Source organism: Paenibacillus physcomitrellae, assembly GCF_002240225.1.
Classification (GTDB): Bacteria; Bacillota; Bacilli; order Paenibacillales; family Paenibacillaceae; genus Fontibacillus; species Fontibacillus physcomitrellae.
The window spans coordinates 4,228,653-4,251,951 of record NZ_CP022584.1; the positions used below are offsets into that span (position 1 = coordinate 4,228,653).

A 23,299-nucleotide genomic window follows, 5' to 3' on the forward strand; every position below is an offset into this window, starting at 1 on the left:
ATTTCCGCATCTGCGGCAATGGCTGTTCGTTTTTTCTATCGTTATTCCTCGTCTTCCAGAATCGAGGCCGGGGCAATTTCGGCCAGACGTCCCTCATGCGCGTCCTGATACAGCCGTTTCAGCCATTTAAGCTCCGTTTTGGCATGCTCATAATTACCTGCCATCAAATGAAGGACACTGCGGGGAACGACGCCGATATGCTCCTGGTAAAGCTCATACAGATAATTGACCTGGTGCTCCGCTTCAACAACCCTTTTCTTCAGCACGTCCGCCATTTTAGCCTGATCGCCTTTCCAGGCGAAAGCAAGCGCCATCTTGATCGGCGTATGAATCGGCTCGATTTCCTCCAGCATGCTGAGCAGCAGCTTTTCAAAATAAGCTTTGCCTTTATCCGTAATCTGATAGACGGTTTTGTCCGGGCGGTTATCGCTTTTAATGACTTCTACCGCTTCGATATACGCCTGTTTGGCTAACTGCTCTACAGCGTAATAGAGGGAGCCGATCTGAATTTTGGTGTTCTGATCCAGCGCCCGGTCTTTCATGATCGTGCGGATTTCGTAGGGGTGCATGTTTTTCTCCATCAGCAGTCCTAGAATAGCCAGTTTGATCGGCATAGTCTATTCTCCGGAGATTTGGGCTGCCGGCTTGCCAGCCGAGGCTTTTTTATCCACCTGAACCCGGTCTTTCGGCATAAGCACGATAAACAGAGCGGCCAATGCCACAGCAATAAGCGACCATAAGAACGTATGGGCGATGGAAGTTGCCATAGCGTCAGAAATTTTGTTCAGCACGGCTTCAGGAATCAGCTTGCGGTTCTCCGGTGTCAAGGCGTTCTGCGGATTGCCGAACGAAGCGGCATCCTGCCCGCTGCCGGCAAAAGCTTTCGACATTTGACCGGTGAGCAGGTTGCGCTGGATAATACCGAAGATCGTAATGCCCACTGTCATGCCCAGAGAACGCATGAACGTAATCGTGGACGTAGCCGAACCGCGCTGGCGCATTTCGAAATGATGAATGCTGGCAAGGTTCAGGGTGGAGAAGGAGAAACCAACTCCGATACCGGTGATAATGCTATAAACGGTCAATAAAGCCCGCGAGGAATCCGAATTCAGGGTGCCGAGCAGAATCATGCCGGCAATAAAAAAGACGATCGAAATCAGCATGATATTCCGGAACGAGAGGCGGGTGGACAACAGGCCGCCGGATTGCGCACCGATGACCGAGCCGATCATCATCGGCATCAGGATCAGTCCGGAGTTGGTGGCCGAACCGCCGTAAACTCCCTGCACGAAGATTGGAATATAAACCGTTGCGACAATAAACACAGCTCCATAAAAAAGAGCAACGGCGTTGCTGGCCGCAAACAGCCGGACCTTGAACATTTCGAAAGAAATGATCGGCTCGGAAGCCTTCCGTTCGATCAGCAGGAACGCGATCAGCAAGGCGGCAAATCCGGCGAACAAACCGATAATTTGCGCAGAATTCCAGGCATAGGTGTCGCCGCCCAGCTCAAGCCCGAACATCAGGCAGACGATGGCTCCCACCAGCGTAATCGCGCCGAACCAATCAATCTTCTGCTTCATATGGGATGGAGACTCTTTGTAGAAGCCCATAATCAGGATAAAGGATACGATTCCGACGGGAACGTTGATGTAAAACACCCAGTTCCAGCCCAGGTGATCTGTAATAAATGCCCCCAGAAGCGGGCCTACAATGCTGGACAATCCGAATACCGCGCCGAACAGGCCTGTAGCTTTACCACGGGATTTAGGCGGGAAGATGTCAAAAATAATCGTGAAGGCGATCGGCATCAAAGCGCCGCCTCCAATACCTTGAATGACCCGGAACAAGCTGAGCTGCGTAATGCTGGTGGCAAGGCCGCACAGAATCGAACCGAGCAGAAAAACGACGATGCCAAAGACGTAGAAACGTTTGCGTCCATACATGTCGGATAATTTACCGAAGATAGGGGTACCGGCCATTACGGCTACCATATAAGCGGAGGTTACCCATACAAATTGTTCCATACCGCCCAGGTCGGATACAATGGTTCCCATTGCGGTAGTTACGATCGTGTTGTCCATTGCCGCCATCAAAATGCCCAGCAGCAAACCGGCCACGATAAACCGGAGACTTCTTGGATTGCTTTGAATCATGATTAAACTCCTTTTTCTTTATTCAAATTTGAATACTTCATCATTATATTCAAATTTGAATAGAAATCAATTAAAAAAAATCGCGATCTTCGTAAAAAGAAGACCACGACTTTTTTAAAAAACTTCAAAAGTTCCACTGCAGGACTAAGAACCTGCTTTGACTTAATACATGCCCGTTTGGTCCGCCGGATAGACGAGCCCAAGCTGCCTGCGGGCTTCATCCATAATTTCAGCCGAGATTAAAGTCCGATCGTGGCTGTTGACGGTGGATTCGATGGAGCCCTGGCGGATCATTTTCATAAACTCAACCGTCTCATAGGTCATCGTAGGCAAAGCGGTAGGGATCGAAATATCCTCCTCATGGCCGTCCCGGTAACGGATCACGACATGGTGAGGTTCGCTCAGTTTGTCGATCACGATTGAGCCAAGCTCACCTTGGATTTCGGAGGGGAGGGCGGAGTCGGTAATTTTGGAATACATGACAACCGCATCCATCTCCGGATAAGAGGCAATCAGGGTGCCTTCGCCGTCTACACCTGATTCCAGCATATATCCGGTCGCTTTGACGGTAGATGGCTTGCCAAACAGCGTCACCATCGGATAGATGCCGTAGATCCCCAGATCCATTAACGCTCCGTTAGAGAATTCCGGTTTAAAGGCGTTCAGAATTTCGCCCTCCTTGTAAGCATCGTACCGGGAGGAGTATTGACAGAAATTCGCGATATAGCGGCGGATCGGGCCGATCTTGTTCAGATTGTCGCGGATGGTCCGGAAATTCGGCAGCAGGGTTGTTTTCAGGGCTTCCATAAAAACAACGTTGTTCGCTTTAGCCGCTTCAATCATGGCTTTGACTTCCCGTACGTTTGAAGCCGCAGGTTTCTCACAGAGCACATGTTTGCCGTGATTCATGGCCGCGATCGCCTGGCTCGCATGAAGAGAATTGGGACTGGCAATATATACAGCGTCTATGGTATCGCTTTCCAGGAGCATATTCAGATCCGTGTAAAGATTAGGAATATTGTGTTTCTCGGCAAAAGCCTGCGCTTTCTCTAGAGTCCGGGAATAAACGGCCGAAAGGACAAAACCTTCGGCTTCAGTCGCCGCCTCAATGAACCGGTCGGTAATCCAGTTGGTTCCAATGATGCCGAAACGAATCATGTTATGGCCTCCTTAAAGTTACTTGCGCCCTTTGTGCGTGTCCGGCAGCAAGTATTATCACATTGTCAGTTATAATAGAACCGGCAGAGAAATGCAACCCTGCTCAAGAATGGGGCCTGCCGATAACCATTTACATGACCCTTTTTCATAATCATTAAATAGAAAAAAAAGAAGACGGAAGACCGTCCTCTCCATCTCCAATATAGAAGGCAGCGCCATCCCGATCGGCGTTCAGCCCGGCATACCTGCCAGCCGCTGCCGCAGCATCGGCTCATAATAAGCTCTCATCATCTCAAATTCCGGTGTAATCCGGTCTATATGACGTACGGTTCCCATGCCGGAATGACGGCGGTATAGGGTTAACGGCTGATTCAAATACCCCATGTGCACCCCGTTGATCGCAATTCTGGCCCAGAGATCGTAGTCATGCGTATAAGGCAGATCGGGATTAAACCAGCCGACCGCTTCAATCAGGTTGCGCAGCATCATAACCGTGCAGCCGTTGATTGGACAATAGCTCAGCATGGCCGAAACGAGCGCTTTTTCACTCGGGAATGCGAATTGGCTGTTAGGCTGCACAATGCTGCCGTATTCATTAATCGTGTGATAATCGGTGAAGCTGAACTGAAGATGGTGACTTTCCATAAAAGCGACCTGGTTCGCAATTTTATCCGGATAGAAGGCGTCATCCGAGCTGAGCCAGACCACATATTTGCCGCTTGCGCGGGTCATACCGTGGTTAAGGGCGCTGGCCGTACCGCCGTTGGCTTTGCCCAGATAGACAATTCTCGAGCGGTAAGGGTCGATTTTGTATTGGTATTCCGTAGAACCGTCGTCCACGACAATGACTTCAATGGCTTCATAAGTTTGCGCCAGAACGCTGGAGATCGCATGGTCAATATACGGATCATTATAAAAAGGAATGACGACCGTTACAATCGGTGGCATGTGTCCAACACCTTTCTAAAGAGTTTCGGGCTATGTAATCAGTGTATGAAGTTGAAAGGGCGGGGGCTTGGATGGCTGTACCGCTTTCTGGTGAAAAAAAGACCTGAAGAAAGGTCTCCTGATCGGAGCCGTTCTTCAGGTCTTTGCTGGCTGAGCTGGCTGTCTACAAGGCCCAGCGCAGCAGCAGTCCGGCCTGGGACAAGCCGCCGCCAAAGCCGTACAGCATCAGCAATTGACCAGAGCGAATCCGTCCGTCGCGGACAGCCTGATGCAGGGCAATCGGGATAGAAGCGGCGGATGTATTGCCGGTATAAGCAAGTGTACTTAGCGTCTTCTCCAGCGGGATGCCGGTCCGTTCGCTGACCGCTTCCAGAATCCGCATGTTCGGATTGTGTGGCACAAACCAATCCAGATCCTGAGCGGCGATGCCGGTTTGAGCTAAAAACTGTTCGATGCCCTCCGGCACCCGGCTGATCGCCCAGCGATAGACAGCCCGGCCGTTTTGCACGATAAAGCCGTTCTGCTCAACTGCCATCTCGCCGATATTCGGCGCGAGGCTGGAGCGGTACAAATGATGGCCTTCTTCGCCATCTGTCAGAGCAATAGTGCTTAGCCAGGATGCCGGTTCATCCGCCGATCCGGCTTCGACCAGCACGGCGCCAGCCCCGTCCCCGAACAGGATGCAGGTCGTCCGGTCTGAATAGTCGGTGATCTTGGACAAAGCTTCAGCGCCGATGACGAGTATCTTACGGTGCATCCCCGTAGCGATCAGTCCGCCGGCGAGCTGAAGCGCCGCTACGAAACCCGCGCAGGCCGCCTGCACGTCAACGGCTCCGCTGCCGCCAATGCCGAATTCGGCCTGCACACGCGCCGCCATCTGCGGGAAAAAGGTATCCGGCGTTGTGGTTGCTACAATAATATAATCCACGTCTTTAAGCTCTACTCGGTACTCCTCCACCATGCTGCGAACCGCAGCAAAACACATATCGCTTGTAAATTCCCCTTGAGCGGCGATCCGCCGTTCGCGAATCCCTGTACGCTGGACAATCCATTCGTCCGACGTCTCCACCATGTTCTCCAGATCGGCGTTCGTCAGCTTCCTCTCCGGCAAATAGGAGCCGATCGCTGTAATCCTTGCGGTTGTTGTATATGTGAAGTTCCCGTCTTGTCTATTCATTTCCCAAAAACCTCCTTTGATTAGTACCAGATACTAATACTTAGTGCTAATATAACGTTTTGCAAAGCGGAAGTCAACTTATCATTAGGGAGGGGCCCCTTATTTAGAATGGCTAAAAAAGTGGCACATGTGTGACAAATGTCATAGCAAAATTTCACAGTTGTCTGCATAATCTGTTTTTGTAAATCTTCAAATATTTGAAGATAACAGAACAGAAAGGGTGGGCTTGAATGGATATGCAGATTCCCCGCTTCAAGGCGGAATTTTTTAAAGCTTTGGCTCATCCGCTTCGGATACGGATTCTGGAGGTGTTGTGCGAAGGAGAACGCAACGTCAATGAAATTCAATCGATCGTAGGTCTTGAAGGTTCTGCAGTATCCCAGCAATTAGCGGTACTGCGCGCCAAAAATCTGGTAAACACCGTCAAATCCGGCACCACCGTCACTTATTCGCTCCGCGACCCGCTGATCCGTGATCTGCTGGCCGTGGCGAAGCAAATTTTTAACAACCACCTGGTTGAAACCATTTCGGTATTGGAAGAAATGCAGCAGAACCCATAGAGAAAAGAAGGTAGAAAGATGAAGTGGAGTGGACGTTATCAGCATTACACCGGGGAAGCGTTTAGAAGGGATCTGATCGCAGGGGGCATTGTCGGCATTGTCGCGATTCCGCTGGGCATGGCCTTTGCCATCGCCTCGGGCGTCAAACCGGAATATGGGCTGTATACGACAATTGTAGCGGGTATTCTTATTTCTTTGTTTGGAGGTTCGAAGTTTCAGATCGGCGGTCCTACAGGTGCCTTTATTCCGGTGCTGCTTGGCATCGTGATGCAATACGGGTATCAGGATCTGTTGATCGCCGGTTTTATGGGCGGCGTTATTCTGCTGCTGATGGGGGTGCTGCGGCTGGGATTCCTGATCCGCTATATCCCCAAACCCGTGACGATTGGATTTACGGCGGGGATCGCCGTGACGATTTTCTCGGGACAAATCGGGAATTTCCTGGGGCTTACCGGCGTCAAGCGGCATGAATATTTCCTCGGGAGCATGCGGGAGCTCTGGGACCGGCTTCCCACCTGGAATTTGTACAGCGTGCTCACCGCCGCGATTTGTCTGGCGGCTCTGTTGATCACTCCGAAGCTGCTGCCTAAGCTGCCGGCGTCCATGGTGGGGCTGCTGCTGTCGACCGCGGCTGCGCTTTGGCTTTATCCCGGTCAAGTGGCAACCATCGGTTCGGCATACGGTACAATTCCCGGCGGACTGCCGGTGATTCACGGGCTGGATTTATCAGCGTCTCATCTGCTGCGGCTGCTGGAGCCGGCGCTGATCATCGCGATGCTGGGCAGCATCGAATCGCTGCTGTCAGCCGTTGTCGCAGACGGTATGAGCGGTACACGCCATAACAGCAACCGCGAGCTGCTTGGGCAGGGTATCGCTAATATAGTTACGCCTTTCTTTGGCGGGATTCCCGCCACGGGCGCCATTGCCCGGACGGCAACCAATATCCGCAGCGCAGCGGCATCCCCGCTTTCTGGGATTGTGCACGGGATTGTGGTGCTGCTGATTGTTGCGTTGTTTGCACCCTATGCCTCCAACATCCCTTTGGCGAGCATGGCGCCTGTATTGATGATGGTGGCCTGGAATATGAGCGAACGCAAAGCATTTGTCAAAATGCTGAAGACCCGCACCGGCGATTCGGTTATTTTGCTGGTAACCTTCTTTCTTACCGTATTCACCACCTTGACGACAGCGGTGGAAGCCGGGCTGCTGCTGGCGGCCGTTTTGTTTATTTGGGGGATGAGCCGTTCGCTTGTCATGCATAAAGCGCTGCCAGACGCGGCGCACGGCGAACGCAAAATGCAAGCGCTGCAGCCAGACCGCCACCATGATTGTCCGCAGATCGCGATCTTCAGCGTCAATGGGGCGCTGTTCTTCGGCGCAGCCACAGCTTTTGAGGAGGAAGGCAGCGAGCTGGCCAAACACCCGCTGGGCTGCGTCATTCTGCGGATGAGCCGGGTGCCGTTTATGGATACGACGGGGGAAGCTCAGTTCACAGAGCTGGTGCGAAAGCTGCAGGATAAAGGCACAACCGTGCTGGTGGCGGGACTAAACCGCCAGCCGAAGGAAATGCTGACGAAAACGGGTGGTTATGCGCGGCTTGGCGACCGCCACTGCTTTGAACATACCGGCGAAGCGCTCGACTTCGCCTTGTCCAGAGTGGACCGGCCGACCTGCAAAGGCTGCCGTCAATTCGCGTTCCGGGAATGTGCTTCTTTGTGCAAAGCAGAAGGAGAGACGGCTGGATTTGCCGTTCCGGGTTCGGCGGGGCCTTCGGTACAGAAGCCGGGCACTATTTAACAGATTAAGAGCTTTCGTTTGATAGAGCATGCGATTCTAGCCAATATTTCGCAAATCGCTGCAGCCGGCCACCATACGGATATAACAAAAAAAGCGGTTTTTCCTTCTCTGAGGAAAAACCGCTTTTTGTGCTGCCGCTGACAAGGCCAGCAGCCTATTATTAGTTTTGGTGCGGAACTTCAATCTCCGGGTTCACGTCCGCTTCGTAATCCACGCCTTCGGTCTCAAAGCCGAACAACTGGAAGAACTCTCTGCGGTAGCCTTCCAGATCGGTCAGCTTCCAGATGTTCTCGCTGTCCACGCTGTTCCAGATGTCAGCCACTTCCTGCTGCACATCTTCGCGCATTTCCCAATCGTCAATACGGATGCGGTTTAGTTCATCGACAGGCACATCGCCTTCGGTATACAAACGCTCCGCAAATAGACGGTACATTTGCTCAATCGTACCTTCGTGAATACCTTTCTCCTTCATCACCTTGTAAAGCGCCGAAATGTACAGCGGCACAATCGGGATGGCGGAGGAGGATTGCGTCACAAGCGCTTTGCCGACCACGACATAAGCATGTCCCTGTTTAGCGGCAAGCTGATCGTTCATCCGGCGGGCGGTAGCCTCCAAATGATCTTTGGCTTGACCGATGGAGCCGTCACGGTAAATCGGCTGGGTAAGCGCAGGACCAAGGTAAGAATAGGCCAGCGTAATAACGCCGTCAGCCAGCACGCCCGCTTCTTCGAGCATCTGCATCCAGTCCTGCCAGTCATTGCCGCCCATGACTTCAACGGTGGCTTTGATTTCTTCTTCGGTTGCCGGCTCAATCGAAATATCGGTCACCGTGCCGTTATGGAAATCAACCGTTTTGTTGGTGTAGGTTTGTCCGATCGGCTTCAGCACGGAATTAAATACTTCGCCTGTTGCCGGGTCTGTTTTGCGCGCAGTAGCCACGCTGTAGATGACCATGTCCACTTGTCCAAGCTCACGTTTGATCAGCTCAGCCGTGCGCTTCTTCGTGTCAGCGTCAAAAGCATCGCCGGTTACGCTGAACGATTTCAGTCCTGCTTCTTCGGCTGCTTTCTCAAAGGCTGCAGAGTTGTACCAGCCAGCAGACGCTGTGCGGGTTTGGGTGCTTTTGCTTGGACGGTAAACGCCAACCGTGTTGGCGCCGGAGCCGAATGCGGCCACGATCCGCGCTGACAGGCCGTAGCCGGTAGAAGCGCCGATGACGAGCACATTGCGGGGCCCTTTAACAGCGGGCTGGGATTTTACATAATCGATTTGCTGCTGGACCTGCGCCGCACAACCGACCGGATGTGAAGTGGTGCAGATAAAGCCGCGTGTTCTTGGTTTAATAATCATCAGTTTAAGTTCCTTTCTTTATCCGTAATTTCCTTTATACGAGATTTCAGCGTTAAGGCGTATGTAGGGCGTACGCTTCCTATTTTAGCAACAATTAACCTTTCATAACCAGTGCCTTTCAAGATTCTTTCAAAAATCTTGCTCTCCTGCCGTAAACGGCATAGAGAATCCAGCCGAACACCATGCCGGCCAAAGACAAGGCGGAGATCAGCAGGAACAGCAGCTGACCGCCGGCGGCTTCATATAAAGCTCCGCCCGCATAAGAAGCTATGATGCCCGATACGCCAAAGAACAGCAGGGCCAAAACCGTCTGTCCGGTCGCCCGCCATTCGGCCGGCACGATCCGGTACAAATACTGAATCGCCGACGAATAGAAGACCGGGAAGGTCAGCAGCTGCAGGAGCTGGATGTACGCCAGCCAATGCGGATCGGTCACCCAGGCGCTGACGAAGAACCGGACGAAATAAAACGCGCCGGCAATCGAAATGGTAATCAGCTCGCGGCCGGGGCGCAGCCACCAGAAGCTGAGGGCAAACACGGCGATTTCCGAGCCTGCGGCAAGGAACCAGGCTTGTCCGACAAGGCTGGAGCTGCCGCCGAGCTCTTTGATATAAACGCCGAGGAACGTGTCATTCATACGGGCTGGAACCGAGCTGATAAACACCAGCAGCAGAAACAGCAGCGTCTCCTTGCTGCCGAGGAAGGCTTTAAGGCTCTTCAGCGTTACCGGCTTGCCTGCCACCGGAGCGTCGGGCATGCTGATGGTGAGCACCAGGCTGACGAGGGCCAGGCCGGCGAACAGATAAGCGAGGCTGTGGGCGCCGAGATAAGTCATAAAATAGCCGGACAGCAGTGCCATGACGCCGTATCCAAGCGCGCCGAACGTGCGGATAGAGCCGTAGCTGGTGCCAGCCGCCTCCGAAACCCGGAAGTTCAGGCTTTCCGTCAGCGGGTCGATCGGCATCAGCACGAAATAAGTCAGCATGGCCAGCCCGACCAGCAGGCTGTAGGAGCTTGAAGCATACAGGCCGAATCCGGTCAGGGCGGATAAAATCAGCAGAACGATGAGCACCTTGCGGATCGTTTTGGTCCGGTCGCTGATCATGCCCCACAGCGGCTGGGCGATAATCGTAATGACGCCTCCCGTGCCGATGATAACACCGATCTGGGACGGGTTCAGCCCCTGGTCATCCAGATATACCGGCAGGAACGGAATAAAAATCGCCAGCAGCGCGAAATAAAAAAAATTAAAGCCTTTAAGCAAAGATGAATGGCTCATGGATCGTCGATCTTCCTCCCGATAACCTAATATCTTCAATTTATCATAGTTTACCGGTTATGTTACACTTAAACGGAATTCATAAACCAATTATTCCCTTAAGGATTATATAAAGAAACGATACTTGGGAGATGTAAGGAGAGTCAGCAGAAATGAGACTGGTATCATGGAACGTTAATGGCTTGAGGGCCGCAGTGAGCAAAGGGTTTCAGGATTATTTCAACCGCGTGGACGCCGATATTTTCTGCGTGCAGGAGACCAAACTCCAGGCCGGGCAAATTACGATGGAGCATGGGGAAGAATATGAGCAGTATTGGAATTATGCGGTGAAGAAAGGTTACTCCGGCACCGCGGTATTTACCCGGATCAAACCTTTGTCCGTCTGGTACGGACTGGAGGAGGATTCGGAGGCCGAGGGACGCACCATTACGCTGGAATTCGAAGCTTTTTATCTCGTGAATGTATACACGCCTAATGCAAAAAGAGATCTGTCCCGCCTGCCCTACAGGCTGGAATGGGAGGACCGGTTCCGGCAGTATCTGCAGAACCTGGACAGCAGGAAGCCGGTTATCGTCTGCGGCGATCTGAATGTGGCTCATCAGGAGATCGATCTGAAAAATGCCGTATCTAACCGCGGCAACTCCGGTTTCACCGATGAGGAGCGGGCTAAAATGACCGATCTGCTCGGATCGGGATTTGTGGATACGTTCCGTCATTTCTATCCGGACACGACAGACGTTTACAGCTGGTGGTCTTATATGATGAAGGTCAGGGAACGGAACATCGGCTGGCGCATCGACTATTTCCTGGCCTCCGAGCGGCTGCTGCCGCTGCTGCGCGATGCCAAGATCGACACGGCCATTCTGGGCAGCGATCACTGCCCGGTTATTCTGGAGATGGATGATCTGACTTAAAGCTCAAGGCGATCAAGCTCTGAACCGGAGTCAGACAGGGGGCGGCGAGCCGGCTGTTAGGCAATGCCGGTCCGCTTGTGCCCATCTCATGTTAATATAGAACAAAAACAAGCTGCTCAAATAGCTGGCTAATGAAAAGTGGAGGACTGCAACATGAAAGATTTTGAAGTTATGCTGAACAAATATGCAGAGCTGGTTGTCAAGGTTGGCGTCAACATTCAGCCCGGACAAATTCTGCTGGTGAACGCGCCGCTGGAAACGGTGGATTTTACGCGTTTGATCGTTGCTAAAGCTTATGAAGCCGGAGCGAAATTCGTCCAGGTGGATTGGGACGATGAGCAGGTAACGCGCATTCGCTATGAGAAAGCGTCCGACGAGTCGTTCGGGTATTACCCGAAATGGCAGGCGGATACGATGGAGCAGCTGGCTGAAAGCGGCGGGGCCGTCCTACATATCAAGGTTCCGAATCCGGAGCTGTTCAAGGGCATCGATTCCTCTAAGGTGGCGAAACAAGTAAAAGCCGCCGCGGTTGCGCGGGAGAAATATCAGTCTTACGTACGCAGCAACAAGGTCGTCTGGTCTCTGATCAAAGCTCCGACGCGCGACTGGGCTAACAAAGTATTTGCTGATCTTCCGGAAGAGGAACGGGTATCTGCGATGTGGGAAGCGGTGTTCAAGATGAACCGGGTTAAGGCGGACAACGATCCGATCCAGGCCTGGAAGGAGCATATTGCCACGCTAAAAGAAACGCAAAACCGCATGAACACGAAACGTTACAAAGCGCTGCACTACCGCGCGCCGGGCACGGATCTGCGTGTGGAGCTGCCGGAAGGCCATCTGTGGCTTGGAGGCGGCGATAACGCCGAATCCGGTACTTATTTTGTAGCGAATATGCCAACCGAAGAAATTTACACGATGCCTAAGCGCACCGGCGTAAACGGCACGGTTGCCAGCACGATGCCGCTGAACCTGAACGGCCGGCTGGTGGAAGGCATCAAGCTGACGTTCAAGGACGGCAAAGTAGTGGAATATGACGCTGAGTCCGGACGCGAGCATTTGAGTTCGCTGCTGGAGACTGATGAAGGCGCGTCTTATCTGGGCGAGGTGGCGCTGGTACCGCATCTGTCGCCGATTTCACAGATGAACCGCATCTTCTACAACACCGGCATTGATGAAAATGCCTCCTGCCATTTCGCTTTGGGTAGCTGTTATCCGGTGAACATCGAAGGCGGCACCAAGCTGAGCAAAGACGAATTGAAGGCGAAAGGCGGCAACGTCAGCCTGACGCATGTCGATTTCATGATCGGCTCCGCGGAGCTGGAAATTGATGGCGAGCTGGAGGACGGCAGCGTGGAAGCCGTGTTCCGCGCCGGTAACTGGGCCTAGAGCAGGCAGAAATCCGGTTCACCAGGGAATATAAACCGATCGGGCAGGGATGCTTAATATAGATGGCAGGTGGTTGTTTTTGTTTAGAATCTTATTGATTGAAGACGATCAAACCTTATTCCAGGAGGTCAAAGAGCGGCTGACGCAGTGGTCCTATGAAGTATACGGGATAGGCGATTTCAGTCAGGTGCTTCAGGAATATACGGCGATCCAGCCCGATCTCGTGCTGATTGATATTCAGCTGCCCAAGTTTGACGGCTTCCATTGGTGCCGGATGATCCGGGCGCATTCCAATGTGCCGATCATCTTCCTGTCGTCCCGCGACCATCCGACGGATATGGTCATGTCCATGCAGCTTGGTGCGGACGACTACGTCCAGAAGCCGTTTCATTTCGAGGTGCTGGTTGCCAAGATTCAGGCTATTCTGCGGAGAGTCTATAATTACAGCAGCGATCCGGCAGCAGCATTTAAAACCTGGTGCGGAGCGGCCGTCGATTACGAGAAAAATACCGTAACCAACGAAACAGGCGCCGTAGAGCTCACCCGGAATGAGAGCCTGATCCTGAAGCAGCTGATCGAGCACAAGAACAAGGTGGTCAGCCGGGAAGAGCTGATCCGCAGCTTATGGGAAGACGAGCGCTTCGTAAGCGATAATACGCTGACCGTCAATTTGAACCGGCTGCGCAAGAAGCTGGAGGAGATCGGGCTCGGCCAGCAGATCGAAACCAAGGTGGGCCTTGGATACATGGCTGTGGAAGAGGACGCTCTATGATCGGCAAATTTCTGCGCGAGCGGATCACCTGGATTGCATTTGTAATCCTGCAGCAGGCTTTAATTTTGTTCGTCGCCTTTGTGGATGCGGCAATTCCTTTTTGGCCGGCAGCTTATATTGTGTTTTTGTCAATCCTGGCTTTTCTGGCGTTCCTTGTTTACCGGTATTTCAAAGAGATCCGCTTTTACCGGAGTCTGCAGGAATGGAACACCAGCTTGGACAAACAAGGCATCCAGGAGCCAGACAGCCCGTTCGAACAGATCATCGACGCCAGTATTGCCGAGCAAACGGAACGTCTGCGCGAGGAGGTCTCGCGGAATCAGATGCTGCTTGAAAGCGAGAAGGATGATCTGCTGGCCTGGATTCATGAAGTCAAAACACCGCTGACCGCCATGCATCTTATGATCGAGCGGATGGAGGACGCGCCCATGAAAGCCAATCTGACTTATGAATGGCTGCGCATCCACCTGCTGCTTGACCAGCAGCTGCATAGTAAGCGGATTTCCTTTCTCGAAAATGATCTGTACATTGAAAAGCTGAACCTCAAGACGCTGCTTGTCCAGGAGATCAGATCGCTGCAGTCCTGGTGCATGCAGAAAGGGATCGGGGTTGAGCTCCAGCTTAAGGCCCCGGAAGTATACAGTGACGCCAAATGGTTATCGTTCATCTTCCGCCAGCTGCTGACCAATGCAATCAAATACAGCGAGAGCAGCGATATTACGATCGTCAGTGCCATGCAGGAGGGGCAAGTCGTTGTGGAGGTGCAGGATGAGGGAAGGGGGATTGAGGCCCAGGATCTCCCCCGCATCTTTGACAAAGGGTTTACTTCGACGATCCGGCACGGGGATCAGGCATCGACCGGTATGGGACTATATCTGACACGCCGCGCGGCAGAAGCGTTGTCCATCCGGATTCAGGCCGATTCCGAGCCCGGCCGTGGCACCCGGATGATCCTTATTTTTTCGAAAAGGAATGAATTTGTGGATATGATAAGCATGTGACGTTTTTGTCACATGCTTATGTTGTTTTGTTAGGCGATTCAAACGCCGAACCCCCTTCCCATTTTATATACTGGGAACAAATAAGGCCGTCAGGCCGCTAAGCAAAGTAGAGGGGAATCGAAATGAGTATATTGGAAGCCCGGAAAATTCATAAAATTTACGGCAGCAAGCTGAACAGCCAGGAGGTTCTGAAAGGGATCGACATCGTCATCGAAGAAGGGGAATTTGTGAGCATCATGGGCCCGTCGGGCTCGGGCAAAACGACCCTGCTGAACGTCCTGTCCTCCATCGACAAGCTGAGCCACGGCTCCATCCGCATTAACGGCGTGGAGATGACGAACATGAAAGAGAAGCAGCTGGCGGAGTTCCGCAAACGGCATCTCGGTTTTATTTTTCAGGATTACAACCTGCTGGATACGCTGACAGTCAAAGAAAACATCCTGCTGCCGCTCTCGATTACGAAGACGCCTAAAGGGGAAGCCAATGACCGCTTTAAGTCGGTGGCCTCCGAGCTTGGCATTCTGAAGCTTGCGGACAAATACCCGAACGAAATTTCGGGCGGGCAGAAGCAGCGGACCTCGGCAGCACGGGCGTTTATTCATGAGCCAAGCATAATTTTTGCCGATGAGCCGACAGGCGCCCTGGATTCGAAATCCGCGTCCGACCTGCTGAACAAGCTGAGCGAGCTGAACCGCAGCCGCCGGTCGACGATCGTGATGGTCACGCATGATCCGGTAGCCGCGAGCTACTGCAGCCGGGTTATTTTTATCAAGGACGGACAAGTATACACCCAGCTGAACCGCGGAGCTCAGGACCGGCAGGTGTTCTTCCAGGACATCATGAAAACGCAGGGCGTACTCGGCGGGGTGCAGCATGAACATTAATCACCTGATCTGGCGCAATCTGCGCAAAAATCTCAAAAACTATTATCTGTACGTATTTGCTCTGATCTTCAGCTCGGCCTTGTATTTCTCGTTTGTCACCCTGCAGTATGACCCGTCCATGGACGAAACAAAAGGCTCCGTTAAAGGCGGGGCGGCGCTGGGAGCGGCCTCCGTACTGCTGGTGGCGATCGTGGCGATCTTTCTGCTGTACGCCAACAGTATTTTTATCAAGCGCCGCAGCAAGGAGATTGGTTTGTTTCAATTGATCGGCATGACGAAGCAGCGGATTTTCCGTATTCTGAGCGCTGAGAATCTGATGCTGTACTTCGGTTCGCTTATCGTGGGCATTCTGGTAGGGTTCACTTTCTCCAGGCTCATGCTGATGATTTTGTTCAAAATTATCGGGATCGAAACGGAAACGGCGATGAACTTTTCCAGTCAGGCTTTGGGCCAGACGCTCATCATCTTCTGCGGCATTTATCTGCTGATTATGCTGATGAACTATTTGTTTATTGCGCGTCAGAGCATTTTGTCCCTGTTCAGGGTCCGCTCCTCCACAGAAGCTAAAGTCAGCAAGCTGTCCTTCTGGGAAATCGTAATGGGCCTGCTCGGCATCACCTTTATTGGGGCCGGGTATTATGTTTCCTCCAAGCTGTTCGGAGGGGATTTCGTCTCCATGGTTCAACTGTTTGGGGCTATGCTGTTTATTCTGGCAGCGGTTATTATCGGGACTTATTTGTTTTATAAAGGCTCTGTCAGCTTTATCTCCAAAATGATCCGGAGAAGCAAAGGCGGCTATCTGGGCATTACAGATGTGTTGTCCCTGTCTTCGATTATGTTCCGCATGAAATCCAGCGCGCTGATGCTGACGATCATTACCACCGTTTCGGCGCTGGCGATCGGTCTGCTGTCCTTGTCTTACATCTCTTATTACTCCGCGGAGAAGTCGGCTGCCGATTCAGTGCCGCTTGATTTTGCGCTTACGAAGGTAGGGGACGCCGATGTGTTAGGCAAAGCGTTGGCCGACAACGGCATCGGCTATACGGTGAAACGGGTGGAGGTCATTCATGTGCCGGCGGATATTAAAGCCATCCAGGACGGCGGGGCCAGCGCGCTGATCTCCAGCGGCGGTAATCATATTGATCTGGCCGTAGTCGGAGACAAGTCGGACGATAAGCTGGATTTGGCTCCGGACGAAGCGGTATTTGCCGGCGGTAATGATCTGCTGCAAAAGTTTCTGCCGCTTAAGGATTCGGGCAGCATCAATCTTATTTCGGCCGGTCAGTCTATTCCATTGAAGTATCTCGGCCTTCGCGGGGAGCATGTGATTTCTTCGCAGTATTCCATAGGAACCATGCCTACGCTGGTCGTGGATCAGTCTTTATTCGACCGTATGAAGACGGAAGCGGAAGAAGTTTTTAACTATAACGGCGTGCAGATTACCGATCCGGCGCAGCTGCAGCAAGCCAATGACATTTTCCACAGAGAGCTTTACCAGATGAAGGGGGATCCGCTTTCCAGACAGGATCTCATGCACAACCAGCGTCTAAATATGGGACTCATTATGTTTATCGTCGGATTTCTGGGGCTTACTTTCCTGATTACTTCGGGCTGTATCCTGTACTTCAAACAGACAGGTGAAAGCGAAGAGGAGAAGGACAGCTACACCATTTTGCGCAAGCTTGGCTTTACGCGCGGGGATTTGCAGAAGGGCATCCGGGTGAAGCAGGTCTTTAACTTCGGTATTCCGCTCATCGTCGGCCTCTGCCACAGTTATTTTGCCGTGCAGTCCGGCTGGTTTCTGTTCGGAACCGAGGTGTGGACCCCGATGATCATCGTCATGGTGCTGTATACCGCGCTTTATTCCATCTTTGGTATTCTGTCTGTTCAGCATTATAAAAAGGTGATCAAACAAGCGCTTTAGTCGGCTGTAAAACAACAGCGGGGGCAGATTCGAATCTGCCCCTGCAACCTTTTAAGCGTATTCTCTGTCTGAAGTATAGAAGTAAATAATTCCAACTCCTATACAGAAGAGGTGTCTCTCCATGGTAAAATCCGTAAAATCGACAGAATCGACGAATTCAACGAAATCGGCGAAACGTAAAATGGCGGCTGGATTCGCGGCCCTTTGCTTGTCCGCTGCCCTCGGCAGCCAGGTATTCGCAGCAGATGCAGGCTTCAGCGACCTGAGCGGCGTGAACGGCCAGGACAAAATCCTGTCTTTGCAGGAAAAAGGCCTGCTTAAAGGAACCGGCAATGCCGAATTCCATCCGGCCGCCAGCCTGACCAACGCTGAAGCGGTGCAGATGATCGCCAACGGCTTGTCGGTCATTGCGTCCGCGCAAGCTGCTGAAGCCGCCGAGAAAGGCGTGTTCATCAATGTGGTAGATACCGCTTGGTATGCGCAGGCTTTCCTGGACGCTTCGAGCAAAGGGCTGGATATTGACAACGCGGTCGTTCCTTCCGAGGCGATGACCCGTGAGCAGTACACCGCATACCTGGTGCAGATCGTCGAGAAATGGGCCAACCTGCCTATGGTTAATCTCGTTCCAAAAGACATCGCTGATGATGCGGATTTGAATCCGGTTTACCAAGGCGCGGTGCAGCGGGCTTTGGCCTGGAAAATCACGGCGCTGGATGAAAACGGCAAATTCAATCCTAAAGGCAGCATAACCCGCGCTGAAGCGGCTGTTATGCTGTACAACATGATTGAATTCGTGAATGCCCATCCTTTCGCGGCTCCGGCTCCTGCCGGCGAGTAATTTTACAGCATGTAAGCTTGAATTAGGAATGAAAAAGGCATCCTTCCGGATTTCGGAGAGGATGCCTTTTATGTCTTCACTGGAATTAAATTCCGATCCCGATTAAAGGATTAGATTTCAAGCGCTTCGCCCGGCTGCAGCACTTTGCCTTTCAGGCCTTTGGCCTCCAGTTGGCTTACGAACGCATCCGCATCTTGTTTGATCGGCGGGAAGGTATCGTAATGAATAGGCACAACCAGTTTGGCGTTATACCAAACCGCAGCCTGGAGTGCATCTTCAGGACCCATGGTAAAATGGTCGCCGATCGGCAGGAATACCACGTCGATTTCGTTCATGTCGCCGATCATTTTCATGTCGCCAAACAAACCGGTATCGCCGGCGTGAACAATCGTTTTGCCTTCCGCTTTAATAATAAAACCGGCTGGCATGCCGCCGTAAATGACCGTTTTATTCGCTTCGTCGATTATACCGGAGCTGTGGAAGGCATGCGTCATTTTGGCTGTGGCAAAACCAAGGTCTACGGTTCCGCCAATGTTCATGCCGATCGTTTGTTCAACCCCCTGCCAAGTCAGGTAAGTAGCCAATTCAGGATTGGCGATTACTGGAGCGTTATTCGCTTTGGCGATCGGAGCCGCGTCCAGGATATGGTCGGCATGGGCGTGGGTCAGCAGCACCGCATCGGCTTTAATGTCTTCAGGTTTAACGGTTGCAAGCTGATTGCCGCTCAGAAAAGGATCGACAATCAGAGATTTGCCGTTGGTTTGTAACTGAATCGTAGAATGTCCATGATAAATAAGCTGCATCTGTTCCGTTGGCCTCCTTAAGAGAGATGATGGAGGTCGCCTGCGGCAACCTAAACTCTATTATAATCTCTTCATTTAGGAAAACCAAAATTTTCATGATTGCAAAAGAGGTCTTATTTCTTTAACAGCAGGTACAGAAAATACGGCGCTCCGATAAAAGCGACGACAATGCCTGCAGGCAGGCCGTCAGGATCAACCAGATTCCTTCCGATTGTATCGGCGAGGAGCAGCAGCCATCCTCCGATCAGAATCGAGACAGGAACAAACAGCTGATGTCTTGGCCCGACCAAGGCTCTTGCGATATGCGGAGCCATCAGTCCAATGAACGCAATGCCGCCGGTGACGGACACAGCTGATGCGGCCAGCGCCACAGCGGCCAGAGTCAGGAGAATCCGGTCTTTCTGTACAGGTACACCAGCTCCAACCGAAACCTCCTCGTTTAAGGCCAGCAGGTTCAAGGTCTTGGATTTATAAAAAGCATAAGGAATAAGCAGAATCAGCCACGGCAGCAGCGCGGCAATAAACGGCCAATCTGTTCCCCATACATTCCCTGCAAGCCATCGCGAGATAAAATCGACTTTGGTCTGCTCCGTCCGGGAAATCAGCACGATCATGATCCCCGATAACGCCAGAGAGAAACCAACGCCGGTAAGCACAAGTTTGATCGGCTGCATGCCGTCTTTGCGGCTGTAAGAGAAAGCATAAATGAGCACTGCCGTGACCAAGGCGCCGGCAAAAGCGACCAAAGGCATGACATAAGCAAACGATCCGGCGTCGATCGGGACAAACAGGAAAAAGACCGTAATTCCTACTCCTGCGCCTGCATTGATGCCGACAATGCCGGGATCGGCGAGTTCATTCCGGGTGATCCCTTGCAGAATCGAGCCTGACAAAGCCAGCGCCATACCGGCCAGCAGAGTAATCAACATCCTAGGCAGCCGGATGGAGAATAACACAAATTCGTCTTTAAAGGTGCCGTGGCCAAACAAAGTTGGAATGAGACGGTCATAAGAGACAGAAGCGTATCCGATGCCCATGCCGATGAGGAGTGTAAGCAGCGTTAGCAGCAGCAGCGAGACCAGAACGATTTGTTGTCTGCGAATTAGTTGAAGTTGGCTCATGAAAGTGACTTGACTCCTTTACGCACGATTAACAGGAAGAAAGGCAGTCCCATAATCGAAATAATGGCCGCCACCGGGGTTTCTAGAGGCGCATTGACCATCCGGGCCAGAAAATCGGCAAAGAGCATAAAGGCGGCGCCAAGCACAGCCGAAACAGGCAGAATGGTCCGGTAATCCGTACCGACAAGCGCTCTGACGATATGCGGAATCATCAGTCCGATGAAAGCGAAATTCCCGACCAGAGCGACGGAAGCGCCGGCGAGCAAGGTAATCAGCACGTATAAGGCAATTTTGACCTGTGCGCTCTGCAGGCCAAGTCCTACAGCCGCTTCCTCATTCAGGCTGAGGATCGTCAGCTGGCGGGAAAGCAGGAGCGAGGCGGCAATACAAACGAGAATGACGGGAGCCAGGGTTTGAATTTGCCCCCAGGTGGTGCCGATGAGCCCTCCGGCTGTCCACATGGACACGTTCTTGGAGATTTTGAAAGTCAGGCTGATCCCGTCGGCAATGGCGGCGAGCAGTGCGGAAATGGCCGAGCCCGCAAGCACCATACGGAGCGGAGACAGTCCCCGTCGCCGCAGGGCGCTGAGCCCGAAGACCAGCATAACGCCGCAGGCTGCGCCGGCAAAACAAGCAATCATTATTCCGAAATATCCGACAGCCGGAATAAAGGCGAAGGTGAAGGCCAATGCGGCGTTTGCCCCGGCGGTCAACCCCAGCAGCCCCGGGTCCGCAAGCGGATTTCGGGTCAGCCCCTGCATGATTGCCCCGGCGACAGCTAAAGCGGAGCCGACGAGAATGGCACCGATCTCGCGCGGCAGCCGGATATCGCGAATGATCGAGATATCCTCACCGGCAGCGCTCGGCTGGAAGAGCGCGCTCCATATATCGGACAGAGCAATATTTTTAGCGCCAATCATCAGGGCTATGGCAAACATGACAACGAATAGAACAAGACTCAGCAGAAGCTTCGGCCAGAACGCACGGGTACGCTTGGGGACCTGTACTGGATGGCCCTGCTCTTGATTTAGTTGGGTTTGTAGTTTCATAGGTTTGGAAGTCACTTGTTAGTTGCCCAAGAACGATTTCTTGAAGAAATCAAGCTGGTAATCCAGCGATAACAAGTCATTGAAATAGAAGGTGGTAGCGTCTACTTCAAAGATATGATTATTTTTAACAGCCGGAATGTTCTTGTACGTGTCGGTTTGCTGGAAGGAGTTGTCCATGGAGGGATCCTTGGAAAAAATAGCGTAGTCCCCGATATATTGCGGCAGGACTTCCAGCGACAAATCGTAGTAGCCTTGCTTGGAGGTCATTTCCTTGACCTTATCCGGCATTTTGATTCCCATGGCCTGATACAGGATTTCCGTTCCGCGTCCCCAGGCATCGCCAAAGACGTAAAGCTGTTTCGAATCGCCTTCCATGACGGTTACTGTTTTATCTGCTCCGATTTTGGCTTTGATCTCATCACCAGCCTGTTTGGCCCGTTCTTTGAAATCGGCGATCCAGTCAGCGGCTTTCTGCTCCTGGTTAACCGCCTTGCCGATCTCCAGAATTTGCTCCAGATAGTCGACTTTGTTGTATGTATAGGTGACGACCGGGGCGATCTGCTTCATTTTGTCGAGGTTTTTCGTATCTGAGCCAGCGATAATCAAGTCAGGCTGAAGCTCAATGATTTTCTCCAGATTGTCTTCGGATACCTCAGGAATATCCTTCAATTGCTCCTGAAAGTTGGGATCGGACTTGGTCCAGGAATCAACGCCTGCAAGCGGTACGCCCAAACCAATGAGATTACCAGCGTAGCCGGAAAGGGCGATAACCCGCTGTGGGTTGGCGGGCAGCTCGATGGGGCCATTTTCAGACTGATAGGTGATCGTGCCAGAGGAGCTGTGATTTGAGGCAGGGTCTGCACTCGAATTGCCGTTAGCGGAGGCGGCGTCAGCGCTTGTGTTCGAACCGGGGGGCGTATTGCCATTGCTGCTGTTCGAATTGTTGCCGCAGGCGCTTAAGGCAAGCAGCATAAGGATAAGCAAAGGTAACAATAACTTTTTCATTTTTCAAAAACTCCCTCTCTTTTAATGATAGTGATAATCATTATCAATTAAATAGTTATTAAAACTGTAAATAACCGCTGGGTATTTGTCAATCCCTAAAAATAAAAGAAACATATGTTCGTTTATTTATTGACATTTGGAATATTCAGAGGTATAGTTAAAGTAATCAAACAGGTACAGCGGATGAAGCACTCCGCAGGCAAGGCTCAGAGCCTTTCTTGCGAAGTGCTTTTTTGTGTTTATAGGCAGATTTCGTGTGCCTCCGTGACAGCCGTCCTGTTTTTTAAAAAAAGGAAAGAGGGTTGGAAGTTCATGCGTATTAAGAAGGGATTAGGTTGGAGCAGAGGATTGATTAGTGTATTGCTGGCAATGGTTCTGGGATTGGGAGCCCTGACGCCGGCGGCGTATGCCGATAGTTGGAATTCCGCATTGTCTACCCTGGATGGACTTCATGACAGCTATACGGCTTTGGAATCCGTTGTGAAAGCAGAGAAAGCACAGATTACAGCCATCAACAAAACTAATAACGATCAGCTGTCGAGAATTAACGCCGGCATCCAGGCGATCGACAAAACCAAGATTGGCCAGCTGCAGAACACGGCCGATGCTGCTTCCAAGAAATACGCGCCGCTGCTGGCCGAATATTCTGCGCTGGGCAAACAGGCAGCAGCCGCAAGGAAGAGTAAAGACAAGAAAGCGGCGGATTTACTCGATTTGAAACGGAACAAATTGAAGCCTTCCGTAGACGCGGCCAAACAGGAGATCAAAACCAAGAAAGACGCTTTGGCAGCCGCAAAGAAACAAGCCGCAGCCAAGAAGAAAGGAGTACAGGATGCACTGCTGCCCGTTAAAACACTGAAACAGCAGATGACGGCAGAGAACAAGCTGGTTACTGAGGCAAACCGCAGGAAAAGCACTGCTGAAAAGCTGTACCGAACAGCGGTCAAGCAGGGGAACGCGATTGCTGCGGCTGCTGAAATGGCGGTTATGTACAGTGAACTGGGCAAAGTGCATACCTCACAGGTCAAGTTGAGAACTTATGCCGATAAGATTACAGCCTCGTTGAAGACGGCTCAGGCCAAGCTGCCTAAATAAGCTGGAAAACCAGGAAGCCGGGAGCCAGGGCGAAAGGCGGAGAAGGAGCGTTTTACACTCTTAAGTTTACAAATTCCCCGA

General features: G+C 52.1%; 21 protein-coding genes. 10 read left to right on the forward strand and 11 right to left on the reverse strand.

The annotated features are described in order from the left end of the window. Positions 1–41: 41 nt before the first annotated feature. The 5 genes from CBE73_RS18990 to CBE73_RS19010 form a co-directional block, all read right to left on the reverse strand. The gene (locus tag CBE73_RS18990) at positions 42–614 is read right to left on the reverse strand and encodes a PadR family transcriptional regulator (protein ID WP_094095573.1); all 573 of its coding nucleotides are present in this window, start codon (positions 612–614) and stop codon (positions 42–44) included. Between the two features lie 3 nt (positions 615–617). Beyond that, the gene (locus CBE73_RS18995; protein WP_094095574.1) at positions 618–2,156 is read right to left on the reverse strand and encodes an MDR family MFS transporter; all 1,539 of its coding nucleotides are present in this window, start codon (positions 2,154–2,156) and stop codon (positions 618–620) included. Positions 2,157–2,318: 162 nt separating this feature from the next. Further along, positions 2,319–3,314 carry a Gfo/Idh/MocA family protein gene (locus CBE73_RS19000; protein ID WP_094095575.1) on the reverse strand — a complete coding sequence of 332 codons (996 nt, stop codon included), beginning with the start codon at positions 3,312–3,314 and terminating at the stop codon, positions 2,319–2,321. 231 nt (positions 3,315–3,545) lie between these two features. Further along, positions 3,546–4,262 carry a glycosyltransferase family 2 protein gene (locus CBE73_RS19005; protein ID WP_068693818.1) on the reverse strand — a complete coding sequence of 239 codons (717 nt, stop codon included), beginning with the start codon at positions 4,260–4,262 and terminating at the stop codon, positions 3,546–3,548. A gap of 163 nt (positions 4,263–4,425) precedes the next feature. Then, a complete protein-coding gene (locus CBE73_RS19010; protein WP_094095576.1) occupies positions 4,426–5,439 on the reverse strand; it encodes a ketoacyl-ACP synthase III in 1,014 nt (337 codons plus the stop codon). Positions 5,440–5,669: 230 nt separating this feature from the next. Between CBE73_RS19010 and CBE73_RS19015 the strand changes: the two genes are divergently transcribed. Both CBE73_RS19015 and CBE73_RS19020 read left to right on the forward strand, forming a co-directional pair. Beyond that, entirely contained in the window at positions 5,670–5,999 is a 330-nt protein-coding gene (locus tag CBE73_RS19015) for an ArsR/SmtB family transcription factor (RefSeq protein WP_068693821.1), read from the forward strand. Between the two features lie 18 nt (positions 6,000–6,017). Next, positions 6,018–7,796 (forward strand): SulP family inorganic anion transporter, encoded by a 1,779-nt coding sequence (locus CBE73_RS19020; protein ID WP_068693823.1) that lies wholly within the window; start codon positions 6,018–6,020, stop codon positions 7,794–7,796. A 160-nt stretch (positions 7,797–7,956) separates the two neighbouring features. On the opposite strand, the gene fabV is transcribed toward CBE73_RS19020, so the two are convergent. Both fabV and CBE73_RS19030 read right to left on the reverse strand, forming a co-directional pair. Next, the gene (fabV, locus tag CBE73_RS19025) at positions 7,957–9,147 is read right to left on the reverse strand and encodes an enoyl-ACP reductase FabV (protein ID WP_068693824.1); all 1,191 of its coding nucleotides are present in this window, start codon (positions 9,145–9,147) and stop codon (positions 7,957–7,959) included. A 118-nt stretch (positions 9,148–9,265) separates the two neighbouring features. Beyond that, positions 9,266–10,426, reverse strand: coding sequence for an MFS transporter (locus CBE73_RS19030; RefSeq protein ID WP_068693825.1), 1,161 nt, complete (start codon positions 10,424–10,426; stop codon positions 9,266–9,268). A gap of 152 nt (positions 10,427–10,578) precedes the next feature. Here CBE73_RS19030 and CBE73_RS19035 point away from each other — a divergent pair, with 152 nt between their 5' ends. The 7 genes from CBE73_RS19035 (at position 10,579) to CBE73_RS19065 (ending at position 18,145) form a co-directional block, all read left to right on the forward strand. Continuing rightward, the gene (locus CBE73_RS19035; protein ID WP_094095577.1) at positions 10,579–11,340 is read left to right on the forward strand and encodes an exodeoxyribonuclease III; all 762 of its coding nucleotides are present in this window, start codon (positions 10,579–10,581) and stop codon (positions 11,338–11,340) included. A 153-nt stretch (positions 11,341–11,493) separates the two neighbouring features. After that, a complete protein-coding gene (locus tag CBE73_RS19040; RefSeq protein WP_094095578.1) occupies positions 11,494–12,726 on the forward strand; it encodes an aminopeptidase in 1,233 nt (410 codons plus the stop codon). A gap of 79 nt (positions 12,727–12,805) precedes the next feature. Further along, positions 12,806–13,498 (forward strand): response regulator transcription factor, encoded by a 693-nt coding sequence (locus CBE73_RS19045; RefSeq protein ID WP_094095579.1) that lies wholly within the window; start codon positions 12,806–12,808, stop codon positions 13,496–13,498. Then, positions 13,495–14,499 (forward strand): sensor histidine kinase, encoded by a 1,005-nt coding sequence (locus CBE73_RS19050; protein WP_094095580.1) that lies wholly within the window; start codon positions 13,495–13,497, stop codon positions 14,497–14,499. Before CBE73_RS19045 ends, CBE73_RS19050 begins: the two co-directional genes overlap by 4 nt. A 122-nt stretch (positions 14,500–14,621) precedes the next feature. Next, entirely contained in the window at positions 14,622–15,383 is a 762-nt protein-coding gene (locus CBE73_RS19055) for an ABC transporter ATP-binding protein (RefSeq protein WP_094095581.1), read from the forward strand. Further along, a complete protein-coding gene (locus tag CBE73_RS19060) occupies positions 15,373–17,307 on the forward strand; it encodes an ABC transporter permease (RefSeq protein ID WP_094095582.1) in 1,935 nt (644 codons plus the stop codon). The genes CBE73_RS19055 and CBE73_RS19060 overlap by 11 nt, the downstream gene beginning before the upstream one ends. A gap of 121 nt (positions 17,308–17,428) precedes the next feature. After that, complete coding sequence (locus CBE73_RS19065) at positions 17,429–18,145, forward strand: S-layer homology domain-containing protein (RefSeq protein WP_229752543.1); 717 nt, start codon at positions 17,429–17,431, stop codon at positions 18,143–18,145. A gap of 110 nt (positions 18,146–18,255) precedes the next feature. Here CBE73_RS19065 and CBE73_RS19070 read toward each other — a convergent pair whose 3' ends face one another. The 4 genes from CBE73_RS19070 to CBE73_RS19085 form a co-directional block, all read right to left on the reverse strand. Then, a complete protein-coding gene (locus tag CBE73_RS19070; RefSeq protein WP_094095583.1) occupies positions 18,256–18,948 on the reverse strand; it encodes a metal-dependent hydrolase in 693 nt (230 codons plus the stop codon). A 113-nt stretch (positions 18,949–19,061) separates the two neighbouring features. Then, the gene (locus CBE73_RS19075) at positions 19,062–20,069 is read right to left on the reverse strand and encodes a FecCD family ABC transporter permease (RefSeq protein WP_094095584.1); all 1,008 of its coding nucleotides are present in this window, start codon (positions 20,067–20,069) and stop codon (positions 19,062–19,064) included. Next, on the reverse strand, positions 20,066–21,007 hold the full coding sequence (locus CBE73_RS19080) for a FecCD family ABC transporter permease (protein ID WP_229752545.1): 942 nt from the start codon (positions 21,005–21,007) through the stop codon (positions 20,066–20,068). The genes CBE73_RS19075 and CBE73_RS19080 overlap by 4 nt, the downstream gene beginning before the upstream one ends. Positions 21,008–21,136: 129 nt before the next feature. Continuing rightward, on the reverse strand, positions 21,137–22,123 hold the full coding sequence (locus tag CBE73_RS19085) for an iron-hydroxamate ABC transporter substrate-binding protein (protein ID WP_094095586.1): 987 nt from the start codon (positions 22,121–22,123) through the stop codon (positions 21,137–21,139). Positions 22,124–22,435: 312 nt separating this feature from the next. On the opposite strand from CBE73_RS19085, the gene CBE73_RS19090 reads away from it, so the two are divergent. Continuing rightward, complete coding sequence (locus CBE73_RS19090; RefSeq protein ID WP_094095587.1) at positions 22,436–23,218, forward strand: hypothetical protein; 783 nt, start codon at positions 22,436–22,438, stop codon at positions 23,216–23,218. Positions 23,219–23,299: the final 81 nt, after the last annotated feature.